Source organism: Nocardia blacklockiae (assembly GCF_015477355.1).
Classification (GTDB): domain Bacteria; phylum Actinomycetota; class Actinomycetes; order Mycobacteriales; family Mycobacteriaceae; genus Nocardia; species Nocardia blacklockiae.
On the sequence record NZ_JADLRJ010000009.1, the window covers coordinates 173844 to 191385 of the forward strand.

Annotated in this window: 16 protein-coding genes and 1 tRNA gene; 9 read left to right on the plus strand and 8 right to left on the minus strand. The window is 69.8% G+C overall.

Annotation, left to right across the window (positions count from 1 at the left end):
* Nucleotides 1–131 precede the first annotated feature (131 nt).
* Nucleotides 132–647: an alkaline shock response membrane anchor protein AmaP gene (locus IU476_RS25685; protein WP_324194303.1), complete on the plus strand. Its 516-nt coding sequence runs from the start codon at nt 132–134 to the stop codon at nt 645–647.
* Here the strand turns inward: IU476_RS25685 and IU476_RS25690 are convergent.
* The gene (locus IU476_RS25690) at nt 614–1915 is read right to left on the minus strand and encodes a D-arabinono-1,4-lactone oxidase (protein WP_195104232.1); all 1302 of its coding nucleotides are present in this window, start codon (nt 1913–1915) and stop codon (nt 614–616) included. The two genes, IU476_RS25685 and IU476_RS25690, sit on opposite strands and share 34 nt — an antisense overlap.
* A 57-nt stretch (nt 1916–1972) precedes the next feature.
* A complete protein-coding gene (locus IU476_RS25695; protein WP_324194304.1) occupies nt 1973–2647 on the minus strand; it encodes a TetR/AcrR family transcriptional regulator in 675 nt (224 codons plus the stop codon).
* Between the two features lie 115 nt (nt 2648–2762).
* Here IU476_RS25695 and IU476_RS25700 point away from each other — a divergent pair, with 115 nt between their 5' ends.
* The gene (locus IU476_RS25700) at nt 2763–4268 is read left to right on the plus strand and encodes an MFS transporter (protein WP_195104234.1); all 1506 of its coding nucleotides are present in this window, start codon (nt 2763–2765) and stop codon (nt 4266–4268) included.
* Nucleotides 4269–4428: 160 nt separating this feature from the next.
* On the opposite strand, the gene IU476_RS25705 is transcribed toward IU476_RS25700, so the two are convergent.
* A complete protein-coding gene (locus IU476_RS25705) occupies nt 4429–5640 on the minus strand; it encodes a lipase family protein (RefSeq protein ID WP_324194305.1) in 1212 nt (403 codons plus the stop codon).
* A 1013-nt stretch (nt 5641–6653) separates the two neighbouring features.
* Between IU476_RS25705 and IU476_RS25710 the strand changes: the two genes are divergently transcribed.
* Nucleotides 6654–7052 (plus strand): DUF190 domain-containing protein, encoded by a 399-nt coding sequence (locus tag IU476_RS25710; protein WP_195104239.1) that lies wholly within the window; start codon nt 6654–6656, stop codon nt 7050–7052.
* Between the two features lie 163 nt (nt 7053–7215).
* Nucleotides 7216–8850 (plus strand): phosphoglucomutase (alpha-D-glucose-1,6-bisphosphate-dependent), encoded by a 1635-nt coding sequence (gene pgm / locus IU476_RS25715; RefSeq protein ID WP_195104240.1) that lies wholly within the window; start codon nt 7216–7218, stop codon nt 8848–8850.
* A gap of 6 nt (nt 8851–8856) precedes the next feature.
* Here pgm and IU476_RS25720 read toward each other — a convergent pair whose 3' ends face one another.
* On the minus strand, nt 8857–9522 hold the full coding sequence (locus IU476_RS25720) for a DUF899 domain-containing protein (RefSeq protein WP_195104241.1): 666 nt from the start codon (nt 9520–9522) through the stop codon (nt 8857–8859).
* A gap of 160 nt (nt 9523–9682) precedes the next feature.
* Between IU476_RS25720 and IU476_RS25725 the strand changes: the two genes are divergently transcribed.
* On the plus strand, nt 9683–10930 hold the full coding sequence (locus IU476_RS25725) for an MFS transporter (protein WP_324194307.1): 1248 nt from the start codon (nt 9683–9685) through the stop codon (nt 10928–10930).
* 84 nt (nt 10931–11014) lie between these two features.
* Nucleotides 11015–11758, plus strand: coding sequence for a DsbA family protein (locus IU476_RS25730; protein WP_324194308.1), 744 nt, complete (start codon nt 11015–11017; stop codon nt 11756–11758).
* A gap of 96 nt (nt 11759–11854) precedes the next feature.
* Here the strand turns inward: IU476_RS25730 and IU476_RS25735 are convergent, their stop codons facing one another.
* Together IU476_RS25735 and IU476_RS25740 are read right to left on the minus strand one after the other, a co-directional pair.
* A complete protein-coding gene (locus IU476_RS25735) occupies nt 11855–12100 on the minus strand; it encodes a hypothetical protein (protein ID WP_195104242.1) in 246 nt (81 codons plus the stop codon).
* 56 nt (nt 12101–12156) lie between these two features.
* Nucleotides 12157–13518, minus strand: a complete 1362-nt coding sequence (locus IU476_RS25740; RefSeq protein WP_195104243.1) for an HNH endonuclease signature motif containing protein — start codon at nt 13516–13518, stop codon at nt 12157–12159.
* Between the two features lie 157 nt (nt 13519–13675).
* Here IU476_RS25740 and IU476_RS25745 point away from each other — a divergent pair.
* From IU476_RS25745 to IU476_RS25755, 3 genes are all read left to right on the plus strand, one after another.
* Nucleotides 13676–13748: transfer RNA gene (locus IU476_RS25745), tRNA-Ala, on the plus strand.
* A 279-nt stretch (nt 13749–14027) separates the two neighbouring features.
* Complete coding sequence (locus tag IU476_RS25750) at nt 14028–14456, plus strand: DoxX family protein (RefSeq protein WP_195104244.1); 429 nt, start codon at nt 14028–14030, stop codon at nt 14454–14456.
* A gap of 356 nt (nt 14457–14812) precedes the next feature.
* Nucleotides 14813–15610: an alpha/beta hydrolase family protein gene (locus IU476_RS25755; protein WP_195104245.1), complete on the plus strand. Its 798-nt coding sequence runs from the start codon at nt 14813–14815 to the stop codon at nt 15608–15610.
* A gap of 227 nt (nt 15611–15837) precedes the next feature.
* On the opposite strand, the gene IU476_RS25760 is transcribed toward IU476_RS25755, so the two are convergent.
* The gene (locus IU476_RS25760; protein ID WP_195104246.1) at nt 15838–16125 is read right to left on the minus strand and encodes a hypothetical protein; all 288 of its coding nucleotides are present in this window, start codon (nt 16123–16125) and stop codon (nt 15838–15840) included.
* Between the two features lie 136 nt (nt 16126–16261).
* Nucleotides 16262–17455: a cytochrome P450 family protein gene (locus IU476_RS25765; protein WP_324194309.1), complete on the minus strand. Its 1194-nt coding sequence runs from the start codon at nt 17453–17455 to the stop codon at nt 16262–16264.
* Between the last annotated feature and the right edge of the window lie 87 nt (nt 17456–17542).

A 17542-nucleotide genomic window follows, 5' to 3' on the forward strand; every position in this document is an offset into this window, starting at 1 on the left:
GACGGCTCGAGGGGGTCGAAGCGCGGCGGGGTGCGGGGCGTGGTGAGGGGATTCGGCGACGGCCGCCTGCTGTGGTGAACCGCGTGGGCTTGGGGTTGGTAGGGGTGGTGTTGCTAGGGGTTGGTGGCGTTGTGCTGGTGGCGCATGTCGATCTGCTGGGTGGGTTCGATGCGGGTTCGCCGGTGCTGTCCGGCCGGTCCCGGCCGCCGACGTGGCTGCTGTGGGTGATCGTGGCGGTGGCGGGCGTGCTGGGCCTGATCTGCTTGCGCTGGGCTACGGCTCAGGTCACCCGGGTGCCGCCGGTCGTGCGCTGGCGGGCGCGCCCGGCCGAGTCCGACGATCGCATCGACCTGCACGCCGCGGCCGTGACCCGGCCCGTGGCGGACGATCTGCGGAGCTGTCCGGGAGTGCGCTCGGCCGTCGCCTGGTTGTCCGGCCCGGCGCGATCACCGGAGCTGTTCCTGGTGGTGACCGCCGAGCCCGACGCCGATATCGGTGCGCTGCGCGCCCGCGTGCTCGACCACGCGGTGCCCCGGCTCCGGCAGGCGCTGGAGACCGAGAACGTCTCGGTCGCAATGGAACTGCGCTTCGCCGGGCGCGGGACTCGATCGCGTCAGCCGACCGGCCCGAGCACCCGTTCGACGTAGGCGTTGGTGAATCGGCCCTTCGGGTCGAGGCGGCGGCGCACCTCCTGGAAGCGGTCCCAGTCCGGGTACCGCTCGCGCAAGGTCCGCGCCGTCTGGAAGTGCCGCTTGCCCCAGTGCGGCCGCCCGCCGTACTTGTCGAAAACCGCTTCGCACGCACGGAAATACGGCTCGTAGGCCATCCCCCGGTACTGGTGCACGGCGATATAGCAGGTGTCGCGCCCGCCCGCCGGGGACAGGAACGCGTCGTCGGGAGCCACCCAGCGCACCTCGATCGGCATCGGGGTGTCGAAACGCTGTGACAGCTCCTTGATCTCGCGAATCGCCGCCACCGAATGCTCACGCGGAATGGCGTATTCCATCTCGGTGAACCGAATCAGCCTGGGCGAGGCGAACACTCGATAGGACCGGTCCACCTGGCGGCGGTAACTCCCGGCGTAGGCGGCCCCGCGCTGGATCCACGGAATAAGCTGCGGCCGTAGGCGGCACAGCCGGGCCAGGGCGTCGAAGGTGTGATTCGACACGAGGATGTCGGCGAACCAGTCCACCGCCTTGCCGCGCGGCTGCTCGGGCAACTCCACCCGGTTGTTGCGCTTGGTCATGGCCAGCGGGCTGTGCGCGAACATGTAGAACTCGAAATGCTCGTTGCCGTCGACGTATTCGTCGAGATCGGCGAGCACGTCGGCCACGGGCACGGGCCGCTCCACGCCCTCCAGGACGAACGACGGCACCAGCTCGAGGGTGACGGCGGTGACGATGCCGAGCGCGCCGACGTGCACCCGCGCCGCCCGCCACCCGTCGGGATCGGTGCGCTCGTCGAGTTCCACCCGGCTGCCGTCGGCGAGCATCAATTCCACCGAACGCAGTGCGGCGGAAAGGTTCTGCAGCGTCGCCCCGGTGCCGTGGGTGGCGGTCGCGGTGGCGCCGGCGATGGTCTGCACGTCGATGTCGCCCAGGTTCGGGAAGGCCAGGCCGAGCGGATGCAGCGCCTCGCTCACCGCGTTGAGCGTAGCCCCGGCCTCCACCCGGACCAGTCCGGCCGCGCGGTCCACGTGCAGGATCCGGTTCAGCCGCGACAGGCTCAGCAGGGTGCCGTCGGTGAGCACCGCCTCGGTGAAGGAGTGGCCCGCCCCCGCCACGCGCACGGTCCGATCCTCGTCCTCGGCGCGCGCGAGCAGTTCCGCCACGTCCTCGAGGGAGCCGGGCGCGGCGAACGTCGCCGGTGCGCACTGCTGGTCCCCGGCCCAGTTCACCCACGAGGAGTTGGTCATGTGACCAACTTTAGGGCATCGAGTGTGACGGGCGCTACCCGATGCGGATTTCCGAACTCAGCGGCGGCGGCAGGCGAAGGTCTCGGATTTCGCCTGGTCCACCTCGTCGTCGCCCAGCGGCGGCACGGTCAGCGGCTGGCGCGGCACCGAGTCGGCGCGCATGCCGTCCAGGGCGATGGCGAGATAGCGCCGCCAGACCTGATCGTTCACCGGCTTGGCGAAGGCGGCGATCGACTCGACCATGTTGATGACCGCGAAGAAGTCCGAGGCCTCGATGCCCGGGCGCAGCACACCCGCCGCGTGCGCGCGGTCGACCAGCCGCGCGATCTGCGGCTTGATCCGCTCCCGGACGGACTCGAAACGCTCCATCGCGTCCGGCAATTCGAGCATCACCTCGCTGAATCCGCGATTGCCGGCGAAATGCTCACAGGCCCACTCGAACAGCTCCACCACGCCGGACCACAGGTCCGGGTTCCGGTTGGCCCGCTCGGTCGCCTCGGCCATGGCCGCGACGGTCTGCTCGAAGACCTCGATGATCAGTTCCTGCTTGTTCGCGAAGCGCCGGTACACCGTGCCCACGCCGACGCCGGCCGCCTCGGCCACGTCGTCCAGGGTGACCTCCAGGCCGCGCTCGGCGAACAGTCTGCGGGCGGCCTCGACGATCCGCTGCTGGTTGCGGGCGGCGTCGGCGCGCAGACGCCGAGGTGCGGGCATGGTGGTGGTGCGATTCACACCTTCATGCTATCAAGCATCGGGATTAAGTGGAGGCGTTCTCTCCGTTATGGTGGTAGCTTTGCAACCAAGCGGAGGAGCGCCCTCCGCATAAGTCACCGGCCGAAGGGGACCCATGACTACCGCGATCGACCTGGAAAAGGATGCGGCGACACGATCGCCGAATGCGGGCCGTCGCGGCTCGCACGCACTGCGCTGGTGGGTGCTCGCCGTTCTCGGCGTCGCCCAGTTGATGGTCGTGCTCGACGCGACCGTCGTGAACATCGCGCTGCCCGAGGCGCAGCGCGACCTCGGATTCTCCAATGGTGACCGGCAGTGGGTCGTCACCGGCTACGCGCTGGCCTTCGGCAGCCTGCTGCTGCTCGGCGGTCGATTGAGCGACCTGTTCGGGCGGCGCAACACCTTCATCGTCGGCCTGGTCGGATTCGCCGTCGCCTCGGCGGTCGGCGGCGCGGCCAACGGCTTCGAGATGCTGGTGGCGGCGCGCGTGGCACAGGGCGTGTTCGGCGCGCTGCTGGCTCCCGCGGCGCTGTCGCTGCTGACGGTGACCTTCACCCATCCTGCGGAGCGCGCCAAGGCCTTCGGCATCTTCGGCGCCGTCGCGGGTACCGGCGGTGCGCTCGGCCTGCTGCTCGGCGGCGCGCTCACCGAGTGGGCGTCGTGGCGCTGGGTGATGTACGTGAACCTGATCTTCGCCGCGGTCGCGCTGGTCGGCGCGGTGCTGCTGCTGGCCAAGCACGTGACCACCGAGCGGCCCAAGCTGGACATCCCCGGCACCGCCGTCGTCACCGCCGCGCTGTTCGGCATTGTGTACGGCTTCTCGCACGCCGAGTCGCACGGCTGGTCCAACGGCGTCACGCTGGCGTTCCTGCTTGGCGGCGCCGCGCTGCTGGCGGTGTTCGCGTGGCTGGAGACCCGGGTCGCGCACCCGCTGCTGCCGCTGCGCATCGTGCTCGACCGCACCCGCGGCGGGGCCTACATGACCGTGTTCGTCATGGGCATCGGGATGTTCGCGATCTTCCTGTTCCTGACCTATTACATGCAGCTGACGCTGAACTACTCGCCGATCGTGACCGGTGTGGCGTTCCTGCCGATGGTGGCGGGCATGGTCGCCTCGTCGACCACCGTGCCGTCGCTGCTGCTGCCGAAGGTCGGCCCGAAGGTCACCGTGACGGCCGGCTTCCTGATCGCCGCGGTCGGCATGGGCTGGCTGACGCAGATCGGCCTGGACACTGGGTACGCCACGCACATCCTCCCGGCGCTGATCCTGATGGGCATCGGTCTGGGTGGTTCGATGTCGACGGCGTTCCAGGGCTCGACCGCGGGCGTGCACCACGACGACGCGGGCGTGGCCTCGGCCATGGTCAACACCAGCCAGCAGGTCGGCGGCTCGATCGGCACCGCGCTGCTGAGCACGATCGCCGCCTCGGCCGCCACGGACTACCTGTCCACCCGGTCGGCGAGCAACCCGCTCGACGTGGCGCAGTCGGCCATCGAGAGCTACACCACCAGCTTCTGGTGGGCGACAGCGATCTTCGTGGTGGGTGCCGTGCTGGCGGCGATCGTCATGCCGAACACGGTTCCCGCTCCCGCCGAAGGTGAGCCGGTCATCGTGCACTGAGTACCGGTGCGTGCCAACCGAATACACTGTGCCCCAGCTGTTCTGCTGGGGCACAGTGCTTTTCGGTGCCGTGTGGAGTCGGCTGTCTGGCTTTGGGTTGTCGCGCAAGCCTCGGGACGCCGGTTCTCCCGCTGCGCGCTGGCTCTCGTGTCGGTGACGTTCAGCAGTTGCTGGGTGCCGGGAGACCGGCGAAGCGGTCGGCCAGGTAGCCGAAGGCGTTCGCCGAGCCCGGGGCGATTGCGGCGGTGTGGTCGGCTCCGGGGATGATGTCGAACTGCACCGGCGTGCCGGCGGCGCAGTACCGGCCCGCGACATCGCGTGCGAGCCAAGGGTTCACGACGTCCGCGCCGCCGTGCCACTGATACACCGGGGTGCGCGGGACGCCGGTGAAGATCTCCAGGCTGTTCTCGTGCAGCACGCCGATCTGCGCGGCGGTCACATCGTCCACGCCGCCGGTGAGGTAGTCGGAGAAGCTGCGACCGGCGGCCGCGCCGATGATCTCGTCGGTGCAGGCGTTGGCGATCCGGTCGCGCAATTCGATACCGGCCGGAGTCATCCGCTCGTCCAGCGACATCACGTCCGGGTACTCCCGTTCCAATCCGTTGGCGGCCGCGAAACCCAAGCCGAACAACGGATTCGGGGCCGCGCCCACGTCGAGGGCCAGCTTGCCGATATTGACCGGCACCCCGCCCATGGCGGTCCCGACGATCGGCAGTTCGGGCGCGTACTCGGGGGCGAGCGCGGCCGCGAATCCGGTCGCCATGCCGCCGCCGGAATAGCCGGCCAGCCCGACCGGACTGTCGGCCAAACCGGCGGGCGCGAAGCGCTTCACCGCGCGCACCCCGTCCAGGGTCAGCCGCCCGCCGAGCCGCGCGGCACCGTAGGCGCTGGTCGGACCGAGATGATCCGGCACGGCCACCGCCCAGCCCCGCGCCAGCAGCAGATTCAGCGCCGGCGCCTCGCGCAGGCTGCCGTCGAACAGGCTGTGCGAGGGCGCGCACCGCAGGCCCAGGGAATTCACGAACGGCTGATACGAGACCAGCGGCCGATTCCCACCGCCGCCGGGAACGAGCACCGTCGTTACCGCCGTGATGGGCCGCCCGGCGGAATCGGCGGAGCGATAAGCCAATTGCCACGCCGTCGCGCCCGGGAACCCGGCCGCCGGCACCGTGCGACTGCGCACCACGTCGCCGGGTTGATACGCCCCGATGTCCGGCGGGGCCCAGTAGAACGGGTCCGGTTCGGGGATCGGGTAGACGGCGGCCTGCGCGGGCGCGACGCTCAGGGAGGTCGCGACCGCGGCTGTCAACGCGGCGAGCGCGGCCGCGCGACGGAACACGGAAAGCCCCCGCAACGGCAAGATGTGGCGCACGCCGCCACTCTGCTCCCGCCGGGCGACGGCGGGGCCGGATCGCGGCAGGAGGTCCCGATCCCGCGAGCTGCCGCCCGGCCGCGGGGTGCGTGAGAGGTCGGAGTGCGGTAGCGGGAATCGTTGTCGCCGTATGCCGCGTGGCAGCCGAACAATCGCCATCATCGCTCCTGGTCTCCGAGGCGGGCGGGGTCGGCCGCCGGGGCGTGCCGGGCTTGTGTGCGTCGCAGCCGAATTGCGTCCGGGCCCGCTTGCCGGGGCAGGCCGCGCCACACGCGCAAAGAGGTCGACGTCGGCTGCCGAACACTGGTTAGCAAACAATCGGCAAGCGGGTTGGGCGGTGCTATTACAGCAGTCGGTCCCGGTCCGGAGGCGACGGCGCGCCGGAGTGCGCGCGGCGACACGGTCGAATCGGACGCGGCGCACGCGACGCAATGGCCTCGGTGACGTGTCGGTATGCGAAGCGCCGAGCGCGGTCGTCGTGCTGCCGCGCGTGTCGGCGGCGTGGCGGATTATCCGCCGGTGGCCGGGCGGGTCGCCGCGCGTCGATCGCTGCGGGATCGCTGGCGGTTAGCATGGATCGACAGGTATCGGACTCAGGCAGGAGGGCTACCAGGTGGATTCGCGAACCGGCGCCCGGGTGGGAGGAGTCGCCGGTGCGGTCGGCCGACCGGCCGATCGCCGACCCGTTCGACGCGGCGAGTCTTTGCCCGCCACAAGCGAATCCGATACGCTGGACAACTCTCGCGGCCAACGCCGCCGGGCGCGGGGCGCTTGCGGCGGCGCCGGTGTCCGGTGTCGGCGGGCCGATGGTGCGCAGGTGGCGGCGGCCGCGCGGTGGCGGTGTGCTGGGTGGTTTCACCCCTTGTCGGTGCGCCCCGGCGAGGTTCGTAAACTGCTCGAATCGGATGCGCCGGCGAGGTGGCGCAGGGGCCGGTGGTTGCGCTGGGTGAGGTCGTGCTCGGGGTCGGCGCGACGGGACGGACGACGAGACGGCACGACGATTGGGGGCAGTGATGAGCGAGGCACCTTCGGATCCGGTGGTCCAGATCGTCACGGAAGCCGATGCCTGGCAACCCGATCCGAGGTGGCGGTCGGCGGCCCGGCTGACCGTGCTGCTCGGCGAGGACGACCACTGGAAGCATCGCCCCCGCTATCACGAGATCGTGCGACGCGCCCGGGACGCCGGGCTCGCCGGAGCCAGCGTCTGGCGCGGCGTGGAGGGCTACGGGGTGTCCTCGCGCATCCACACCACCCGCATGCTGGACCTGGCCGAGAACCTGCCCGTGATGGTCATGATCGTCGACGACGCCGAACTGCTGCGCCGCTTCGTCACGGCCAACGCGGAGCTGTTCGACAGCGGGACCGTCGCCTTGTCGCCGGTCCAGGTGTGGGCTTCCGGAGCCCGGCGATGACGCAGGTGATGGTCGTGCGCGGGCAACGCGCCGGGCGTCCGGCCGATCGTTCGATGTCGGTGCCGTTCGATACGGTATCCCTCCTGGACAAGCAGCGGGGGTGGCCATGATCGTGATGACCAGCCCCAGCCGGACGGCGCCGATACGGAAGGGAGGCCCGAGCATGGCCCATGATCGAGCCGGGCGACCGGCGCGGGCCTCCGATCTGGAAGACCTCCCGCACCTCGTCACGGCCTACTACAGCCGTATCCCCGACCCGTCCGAACCGGCGCAGCTGGTGCAGTTCGGCACCTCCGGGCATCGCGGCTCGAGCCTGGACTGCGCGTTCAACGAGGCGCACATCCTGGCCATCACCCAGGCCATCGTCGAATATCGCGCCACCCGCGGCATCACGGGTCCGGTGTACCTGGCCCGCGACACGCACGCCCTGTCCGAGCCGGCGTGGAGCACCGCGCTGGAGGTGCTGGCGGCCAACGAGGTCACCGCCATCGTCGACGCGCGCGGCCGCTACACGCCCACGCCGGCGCTGAGTCACGCGGTGCTGCGGCACAATCGGGGCGGCACCCGGCATCAGGCCGACGGCATCGTGGTCACCCCGTCGCACAACCCGCCGCGCGACGGCGGCTTCAAATACAACCCGCCGCACGGCGGCCCGGCCGACACGGTCGCCACCGACGCCATCGCCGACCGCGCCAACGAACTGCTGCGCGGCGGCCTGGCCGGGGTCAAGCGCACCACGCTGCAACACGCCCTGGACACCAGCGTCGAACGCTACGACTTTCTCGACCACTACATCGCCGACCTGCCCAGCGTCCTGAATCTGGATGCGATCCGCGGCGCGGGAATTCGGCTGGGCGCCGATCCGATGGGCGGCGCCAGCGTCGACTACTGGGAGGAGATCGGGCAGCGCTACGACCTCGAACTCGAGGTCGTCAACCCGTTCGTCGACCCCACCTGGCGGTTCATGACCCTCGACAGCGACGGCAAGATCCGCATGGATCCGTCCTCGCGCTACGCCATGGCCTCCCTGGTCGCCATCCGCGACGACTACGACATCTCCACCGGCAACGACGCCGACGCCGACCGGCACGGCGTGGTCACTCCCGATGCGGGACTGATGAATCCGAACCACTTCCTCGCCGTCGCGATCGAGTACCTGATCGCGAACCGGATGGGGTGGGACGCCCTGACCAAGATCGGCAAGACGGTGGTCACGTCCTCGATGATCGACCGGGTGGTCAGCGTGCTGGGCCGCCAGGTGCACGAGGTGCCGGTCGGGTTCAAGTGGTTCGTGCCCGGATTGTTCAGCGGCTCGCTGGCTTTCGGCGGCGAGGAGAGCGCGGGCGCGTCGTTCCTGCGGATGGACGGCACGGTCTGGTCCACCGACAAGGACGGCATCCTGCTGGCGCTGCTGGCCGCCGAGATCACCGCGGTGACGGGGCAGAGTCCGTCCGCGCGCTACGCCGAACTCGAGAAGCGTTACGGCAGTCCGGCATACGCCCGCATCGACGCCGCCGCGACCGCCGAGCAGAAGTCGCGGCTGGCGGCGCTGACGCCCGACGACATCAGCGCCACCGAGGTGGCGGGCGAGCCCATCACCGGCATCCAGACCCGGGCGCGTGGCAACGGCGCGGCCCTCGGCGGCGTCAAGGTGACCACGGAGAACGCCTGGTTCGCGGCGCGCCCGTCCGGCACCGAGGACAAATACAAGATCTACGCCGAATCGTTCGAGGGGCCCGAGCATCTGGCGCAGGTGCAGTCCGCCGCCGAGGAAGTGGTGGGGCGGGCGCTCGGCTGAGCCCGCTCAGTACTCGTCGCGTTTGCGGGGCCAGCCGTCGAAGGTGTCGCCGCGGCCGCGGGGCGCGCGGTCGAGCAGCTGCCAGGTGGCGTTGAGGGCGTCCGTGCCGCGGTCGTAGGTCGAGTAGGTGTGGTAGACGACGCCGTCCTCGAGCGCGAAGCAGCTCAGCGCCATCAACTCCATGACGTCGAGCATGTTGCCCGGCCGGCGCGGTGTGTCGATGCGCATGATGTCGAAGAAGTCGTCGTTGAAACCGTTGTCGCCCAGCGAAACCCACTCGATGTCCCAGCCGAAGCGGCGCTTGTAGTCGTTCAGGACGGGCAGCGCGGAGCGGGAGGCCAGCAGGAACGTGACGTCGCGGTGGGCCAGATGCGGCACCGCGCCCACGAGATTGTCGGTCTCGAACGTGCAGCCGGGGCAGCCCGCCGGGGTCTTCGGGCCGTGCATGAAGTGCCGGATGATCAGCTGGGAACGTCCGTCGAACAGGTCGGCCAGCGTCTTGGTCCCGGCGTTCGTCTCGAACAGGTACTCCTTGGTCACCGGGACCCAGGGCAGCTCCTGCCGCTGCCGGGCGAGCGCGTCGCTGCGCCGGGTGAGTTCCTTCTCCTCGGCACGCAGCGCTTCGTACGCCTTGCGCCACTGTTCCCGGGTGCCGGCCGCGGGTGTAGACATGGCATGGTCCTTCCACGAAGAGATCCGTCCTTCGATAGGACCGGGCGGGCGCGCCGAATTCATCGGCGTCGGCCGGGAAGCGACGGTCGCCGGAACGGGCGGCCGGTAGTCGCCCCGGCCGCCCGTCGGGAAGCGACGGTCGCAGGAACGGGTTGAAGTGGTGCGTGAACGAACGGCGGGTGCGGTGAGCGGCGGGCGGCCGGGGCGACTACCGGCCGAGATCTGGGTGCTGATCGGCGCGGCGTTCATCATCGCGCTCGGGTTCGGGCTGGTGGCGCCGGTGCTGCCGCAGTATGCCCGCAGTTTCGGGGTCGGCGTGGCCGCGGCGTCGGCGATCGTCAGCGCGTTCGCCCTGATGCGGCTGGTGTTCGCGCCGGTCAGCGGGCGGTTGGTGCAGCGTCTGGGGGAGCGGTCGGTCTACCTCGGCGGACTGCTGATCGTGGCGTTGTCGACCGGGGCGTGCGCTCTTGCGCAGGGATACTGGCAGTTGATCGTGCTGCGCGCGCTCGGCGGGATCGGCTCGACCATGTTCACCGTCTCGTCGCTGGGGCTGGTGATCCGGTTGTCCCCGGCCGGGGAGCGCGGCCGGGTGTCGGGGTTGTGGTCGACCAGCTTTCTGCTCGGCTCGCTCGGCGGGCCACTGGTCGGCGGGGCGCTGGCCGGTCTCGGCCTACGGATGCCGTTCGTGATCTACGCGGTGGCGCTGCTGGCGGCGAGCGGTGTGGTGTTCTGGAGTCTGCGCGACTCGGAACTGGCCGCGCCCGAGACCGCGGGCGACATCCAGGTCATGACCTTCGGTCAGGCGCTGCGGCAGCGCACCTACTGGGCCGTGCTGTGGTCCAACTTCGCGAACGGGGCGGCGGTGTTCGGCGTGCGGATGGCGCTGGTGCCGTTGCTGGTTGTCGAGGTGCTGGGCGAGTCCGGCGGGGCGGCAGGGGTGGCGTTGACGGCGTTCGCGGCCGGTAACGCGGCCGTGCTGTTCGCCTCGGGGAGGTTGTCGGATCGGTTGGGGCGCAAGCCTTTCCTGGTCACCGGCACGCTGGTGTGCGCGGTGGGCACGATCGGGCTGGGGCTCGCGCCGAATCTGGGGTGGCTGCTGGTGGCGTCGGTGGTGGCAGGGCTCGGTTCGGGCATGTTCACGCCGGCGCAGCAGGCCACCGTCGCCGACCTCATCGGGCCGAATCGCCGCGGCGGGCCGGTGCTGGCCGGCTTCCAGATGGCCGCCGACCTCGGCACCGTGCTGGGGCCGGTGGTGGTCGGCGCTCTCGCGCAACGGCTTTCGTTCGGCTGGGGGTTGGCGGTGACCGGTGCGCTGCTGGTGCTGGCGGCCGCCGGCTGGTCGTCGGTGCCCGAGCCATTGCGGCGGCCGGCCGTCGTGGACGCGGTCCCCGCGGAGGGCACCCGCTGACCTCCCGTGACGCACATGGGTCATTTCGACGTGTCGACCCGCGTCCGATTCGGGTGGGCGCAGCCGCTTTGGCAGAGTAGACCCGTGAATTCCTCTTCCGGAACGAAGTACACGCCGCGACCGATGTCGAGCCGCACCAGTTACGCGCTGGGCGCCGTGGCGCTGGTGGTGATCGCGGTGATCGTGGTGCTGGTCGTGCGGTGGAACAGCGACAACACGCTGAAGGTGCGCGACGACGGGTACGGACCCGTGCACGATCCGGGCGTGCACGCGCTGCTGGACTCCGACGGTGCGATCGTGCTGGGCAAGCTCGATGCCGCCAAGACGGTCGACATCTACGAGGATCCGCTGTGCCCGGCCTGCGGGTCGCTCGAACACCTCTACGGCCAGGAGATCGCGCACAAGATCGACGAGGGCAAGCTGGCGGTGCGGTACCGGCTGGTCAACTTCCTGGACTCGAAGTCGGGCTCCAAGGACTATTCGTCGCGCGGTGTGGCGGCCAGCGAGTGCGTGGCCGACGACGGCGACGGCCCGGTGTATTCGAAGTTCCACGAGCTGCTGTTCACCACGAAGCAGCCGAGCGAGGACGGCGGCGATCTGAGCAACGACCAGCTGGCGGCCGTGGCGAAGGAAGCCGGCGCGCCCGACGCGGTGCTGCAGTGCATCACCAAGGGCCAGCGGATCGATTCGGCCCGCAATCATGCCGACGCGGCACTGACGGCCATGAAGTCCGCGTTGGGTGGCAAGGTGCAGACACCCACGGTGCTCGACGGCGCCGAGGAGATCGACGTCAACAACGAGAACTGGGTCGCCGACCTCGCCGGATGAGTCGGTGATCTCGTGGGAGGGACCGTGCCCGGGCGGGATCCCCATCCGCCCGGGCCGGGACCCCGGTCGTCCGCGGAGGCTGCGGACGTGCGCGGACTAACCGGGGTCGGACTGCTCGGGCTCGTCCCCGAGCAGCGTCTCGTAGATGCGGTTGCGCGCGTCGGCGATCGCGTTGATCGTGTCGCGTAGCTGATGCGCCATGGCGGCGTAGGCGCACCCGGCCTCGGCCTTGTCGAGTTCGGACTCCAGCCGGCGGCGGATGTCCTCCAGGGCGGCGATGCGTTCGCGTTCCACGCCGACGTCGATGACAGTGGGGGCCGGAGGACGGTCCGGGTGTTCCATGACTTGCCGTGTCCTCGTGAGTCGATGACGGGCCGGGTGCGCCCGGTGGATGGTGTTCAGCGGAAGTCCTCGGGCGCGACGGTCGACAGCGGGCGGTGGGCGACGGGGTGGTCGATCGGGTAGGTCAGGTCGACGACGGACGGGTGCGGCCGCTCCGGAACGGCTGTGGGAGAAGGCCAGTCGAGCTCGGGGGCCTCGGCATCGTGGCGCGGGAACAGGTAGCGGGCGCCCTCGCGGACCGTGGTTTGCTCGTCTCCCGCCGGGCTGGTCCAGCGCAGCCGGTCGACGTCGGGGTGGTGTAATCGCCACCGCAGTGTTCCGTTGTCCACCAACGACTTCAGGCGGCCGTGGCGGGCGCACAGCACGGCGAGGTTCGCCATCACCGTGCCGCCGCCGCTGCCGGGATGGGCGATGTCGAACGGCTCGAGGTGGGCGACCTCGGATTCCGCCGCCGGCATCGTGCATCCGGGGAACCGGCAGCCGCCGTCGAGCGCGCGAATCTCCCGCGCCAGCCACGGCGACGGTTCCTCCCGCATCGACTCCGCGGTCGTGGTCGGATCGTCGGGGCGTTCCGGAATCACCTCGAACTGCGCGTACTCGGCGATGCGCCGGGCGAGTTCGGCGTCGAGCGGGCCGTAGCCCGCCAGCAGCGCGGGATGGTTGCCGCCCAGCAGCGTGTCCACCGGCACCCCGATTTGGATGAGTGGTCTGCGCGGCGCGGCGACCGCGGTCCGCGTGGCCGGGCATTCGCTGCCTCGGCCGCACTCGCAAGCGAGCCGCCCCGACCCGTCGGCGAGCGCGACGAGCGCATCCGCCCGCCGCTGCGGCATGCTCCGCGAATCCTCCTCGCACACTTGCCGACTCATCTCCCGCAGGCGCATCGCCACGGTCTGCGCGCCGGCCGCGGGCAGTAGGCCGTCGAACACCGCCATACCGTCCTGCACCGCCGTGATACGAACATCGCGGTCGTGCTCGCGACGCTCGCGGCGGCGCTGCTCGCCCTCGGGATCCAGCTTGGCCACCCATCGCCGCGCCGTCTGCCGCAGCCGCGCCGGCGTCGACCGCGCCGCCGCCTCGATCAGCTTCTGCTCCAACTCCTCCAGCACCTCGGCCGGTAGGTCGCGCGCGTTATCCGCGATGACCTGGGCCCGCGCCAGATCGATCAGCCCCGAAGCGAACGCCTCCCGCGTCCGCGGCAGCCGATCCAGCGCCATCCCTATATCGATGAGCGCCGCCGCCACCTGCTCGGAGATCTGCACCGCCACCGCCGCCTCGGTAGCCGCGAACTCCCCACCCTCCACCTCCGCCGCCCGCTGCCGCCGATACAGCTCGCGCACCGCCGCCACCTCCGCCGCCTGCGCGAACGCCGCCGCCCCGTGTGCCCGCCGCAGCGCATCGATCAGCCCCTCGTCACTCATCGTCTGAAGCTCTCCGCTGTCGAACATGTGTTCGAGATTACTCTTCGAACACCAGTTCTACCACCCCTCCTGTCCAGCCGATTTGGTTCCGTGAACAGCCGTGGTGTAACTTCGTTGAGGCCGCAGGGGAACACTCCGGCAGCCGAAAACTGAACAAGGGGCTATGGCGCAGCTGGTAGCGCACCACACTGGCAGTGTGGGGGTCAGGGGTTCGAGTCCCCTTAGCTCCACAGAAATCGCAGGTCAGGCCAGGTTTTCAACCTGGCCTGACCTGTTTCGTTCGGCCCTACCCCACGATTCGCATCGTGTATGTATCGGACTCTGCGGGCGGGTCGGTGAGAGTGCTTTGACTCGAGGGCAGTTCTGGCCGGAAACACAATGCGCGCACTCGGTCTCGCCCGGCGCGATGAAACTTCTTTCGACGGCAGCGATGAGTTTTCCGGACCGCCTCCGTCCGTACTGGTGAATCCGCCACCAACCCGGCGCGACCAACCCAGAAGGAACGAGACATGACCGCCATCACCGCCACCCAGACCACCGCCGCTGTCCGCCCCGGCAAGATCCGCAACCGGGTCCTGTGGACCCTGCAGATCGTGCTCGGTCTGTTCTTCGTCATCGCCTCCGGCGGCCCGAAGCTCGTCATCCCGCAGACCCTGATGGAAAACAACGCCACCGCCTTCTCGATCCCGTTGGCGCTGCTGGTCTTCATCGGTCTCGCCGAGGTCGCGGGCGGGATCGGACTCATGGTGCCCCGCCTGACCGCGGCCGCCGCGATCGGCCTGGCGATCGTCACCTTCCTCGCCGCCGGCTTCAACGCCTTCCTGGCCGACACCCCGGGATTGGCCCCCTTCCCCTTGGCGCTCACCGCGATCTTCGCCTGGATCGCCTACGAACGCCGCGCCTCGCTCACCGCCCTGCGCACGCTGATCAAGCGATGACCCCCGCATAACGCCCGGCTACCGACGGCCTCCAGCCGCCGGTAGCCGCGTTGTGCTTTACGGGGACGGCCCGGTCGGGTTGGTCGGGCTGTCCCCTCGGAGCCGCGGGGCGGGCTCACCGGTCAGGCCGCCCGCCCCGCGTCCTCGAAGTCATGTGATGCCAGTCTTCTCTCCGCGTCGGGCCGGTTTGATGCCCAGGCACCCCAGTCGCCACCCCGGCGAGCGTACGTTGTCTCGCCCGAATCTGCGGCCCGCCCATGCGCTCCGGCGACCTGCCCGACGCGGGGATTACAGGGGGCTGGTTCGTCTGCGGTGTGGGCTATTTCCGCCCGATCTCGGCCCTCTACTGTGATCGTATGCGTTCACCGATCACGGGCACCGCCGCCGGCGTGCCGTTCACCGCACTACCGCCTGCCAGCGAAAGTGCCACCACACTGATCGTCACCTGGCACATGCTGGACGCGCCGAGGTCGGATGCCGCCTTCGCCGCCGCGTTGCCGATGCACGACCTACCGGCGTGGCGAGTGCATCTCGGTATGCCCATGTGCGGGGCGCGCATGGTCGACGGCCGCACCGACGCCATCGTGGAGCTGGCCACCAAAGATCCGCTGATGCTGTATCTACATCCGTTCGTGCGGCAGGCGGTCGAGGAATTCCCGGCGGCACTGGAATCGCTGCGCGACCAGTTGCCGGTCGACGACGGCCCGATCGGTGTGCTCGGCGGCTCCCTCGGCGGCGCGGTCGCGTTGCGCATTCTCGCGGACAGCGAGATCCCGATCTTCGCCGGCGCCCTCGTGAACGCCGCCATCCGGATGCGTTCGGTTGTCGACCTGTTCGGGGGCGACTACCCGTACGACGCCGAGTCCGAAAAGGTCGTCGACGCACTGGATTTCGTCTCCCGGGCCGAGACCATCGCCGAGCGCGCGCCACTGCTGATCGTCAGCGGCGAGGACGACCACCCGGCCCTGCGCGCCGACGCCCTGCGGCTGGCGGACGCACTGGGCCACCGGGCCGAGCTGCTGTCCATCCCCGGCCTGGCACACCCACTCGCCGACGAGCCGGGCATCGAGCCCGCACCCCAGACGCCGCTGGCCCGCGAGGTGGACGCGGGCCTGACCGAATGGTTCCGCCGCCGGCTCGCAGCGGCAAACTAGGCAACGGCCGTCGCCACGCCGGGTCACTACCGCATCCGCATGCGGGAAGGGCTTGCGAATGGGCACCTTTCACAGTCGAACCAGTGACCGACCGACCCGGGCCGAGCGGGCTGCCGCCTCTGCCGCTGCTGCCGGAAGCCTGCCCGTATCGTGAGAGATTGTCAGTGCTGCCGCGCTTCCCACGCCCGAGCCGAACGCCTGGAAGAGCCTCCCATCGATGCTCGTTGTCAGGCCGGGACGCATTCCAGACGTGAAGGATCGTAGTACTTCGCGCGGGCACGTTCGCAGGCGTCCCAACTCGGATACGGTCCTGGATCGAATCCCGGTTCGGCGGCGACCGAGCCCGAGGCGACGCGGCCGGTAACGCCCGAAAGACGGCCAGTGCCCGTGGATGCGATCAATGCCGCCGGAGCCGCTGTCACCGGAACGGGAGCGGCCGCGGCAAGACTGGTACCCGCCCACGGGGCCGCGAGCAGTACGCCACCGGCGACGGCCAGCTTGGTTGCGAAGTTCATGACACTCCTCTGCCGTAGGAAAGCCGCCGCACCGTTTCGCCGAAACGGTTACGGCAGACCCGAACCCGGAGATTGTGTGCGGCCGGTCTCGGGACCGGTCCCGGACGGCATGTCCTGGTGGAGCGGGGTCCGCGGGTCAAGCTCGCCGTGCCGACCCGTTCAAATTCAGCGGGGCGGACGGCGGGAAGGTGACGGGCAGTGTGGTCAGGGCTCGATGGAAGGGGCCCGGCCGCCAAGCCGGTGCGCCGTCCGTCACGTCGAGGGTGATCTCGGGCAGGGCGTCGAGGAGTTGGTCGATGGCGTCCTGGGCGATCAGGCAGGCGAGGGTCTGGGCGGGACAGGCGTGTGGGCCGATGCCCCAGGCGAGGTGGGAACGATTGCCCGTTAGGTCACCGGTTCGGATGGCGGGATCGTTGTTGCAGGCCGCCATGCTGATGACGACCGGCTGATGGGCCGGCAGCCAGACGTCGTCGATGAGGATCGGCTGGCGAGGGTAGGTGATCAGCAGGTTCGCCAGCGGCGGGTCGTCGAACAGCACCTCGTCCAAGGCGTCGCGGGAGGACAGGCTGCCGCCCAGCACGCTGTCACCGAATCGATTGTCGGTGAGAATGACCAGCAGGGTGTTGGTGATCAGATTCAGTTCGAATTCGATGCCGGTGCCGTAGACCTGGGACACATGATGCGATACCTCGACATCGTCGAGCGCGGACGAATGTTGTTGCAGCACAGTGGTGATGTCGTTGCCCGGTTCCGTGCGTTTGAGAGTCACCAGACTCATCAACGCCTCCCCGAGTATCCGGTTCCCTTCCTCGGCGTCGACGCCCTCGAGCAGCGCGGCGGTACCGGCGGCGACCTGCTGGCCGATCTCGGGCGGGCAGCCGAGCATGTAGTTGACGACCTCGAACACCAGCGGGTACACGTACTGGCTGATCAGCTCGGCGCGGCCGTTCTGGCAGAAACCATTGATCAGGGGAATCGCGATCTCTTCCACGATCCCGTGCAGCGCATAGAGATCCACGGTGTCGATGCCGGCGGTGATGGCCTGGCGATACCGCGCGTAATCCGTGCCGGTACTCCTGCTGGCCATCGGGCGCCATTCCAGTAGCGGCAGGATCGGGCAGTCGGCGGGCACGGACTGCTGCCAGACGCGGGGGTCCGCGGGAAAATGTTCGGGATCGTTGAGGATGCGCACCGCGGTGCGGTAGCCGATCACCAGTGTGGCGGGCACGCCGGGCGCGAGGTCGACCGGCGCCAATGCGCCGTATCGCTTCCGCATGTCGCGGTACACCGCGTGCGGATCGGCGGCGAATTCGGGTGCGTACAACGCCACCCGGGGGCCGTCGGAGGCTATCGGCGAACTGTGAATTACGGGGCACGAGCGTGCCCCGGACTGCGACGTGTTCAACACGCGACTCCA

Coding starts and splice junctions, on each gene's coding strand:
- IU476_RS25690 (WP_195104232.1), bottom strand. CDS start 1,915: ATGACCAACTCCTCGTGGGTGAACTGGGCCGGGGACCAGCAGTGCGCA.
- IU476_RS25700 (WP_195104234.1), top strand. CDS start 2,763: ATGACTACCGCGATCGACCTGGAAAAGGATGCGGCGACACGATCGCCG.
- IU476_RS25710 (WP_195104239.1), top strand. CDS start 6,654: ATGAGCGAGGCACCTTCGGATCCGGTGGTCCAGATCGTCACGGAAGCC.
- pgm (WP_195104240.1), top strand. CDS start 7,216: ATGGCCCATGATCGAGCCGGGCGACCGGCGCGGGCCTCCGATCTGGAA.
- IU476_RS25720 (WP_195104241.1), bottom strand. CDS start 9,522: ATGTCTACACCCGCGGCCGGCACCCGGGAACAGTGGCGCAAGGCGTAC.
- IU476_RS25735 (WP_195104242.1), bottom strand. CDS start 12,100: ATGGAACACCCGGACCGTCCTCCGGCCCCCACTGTCATCGACGTCGGC.
- IU476_RS25740 (WP_195104243.1), bottom strand. CDS start 13,518: ATGAGTGACGAGGGGCTGATCGATGCGCTGCGGCGGGCACACGGGGCG.
- IU476_RS25750 (WP_195104244.1), top strand. CDS start 14,028: ATGACCGCCATCACCGCCACCCAGACCACCGCCGCTGTCCGCCCCGGC.
- IU476_RS25755 (WP_195104245.1), top strand. CDS start 14,813: ATGCGTTCACCGATCACGGGCACCGCCGCCGGCGTGCCGTTCACCGCA.
- IU476_RS25760 (WP_195104246.1), bottom strand. CDS start 16,125: ATGAACTTCGCAACCAAGCTGGCCGTCGCCGGTGGCGTACTGCTCGCG.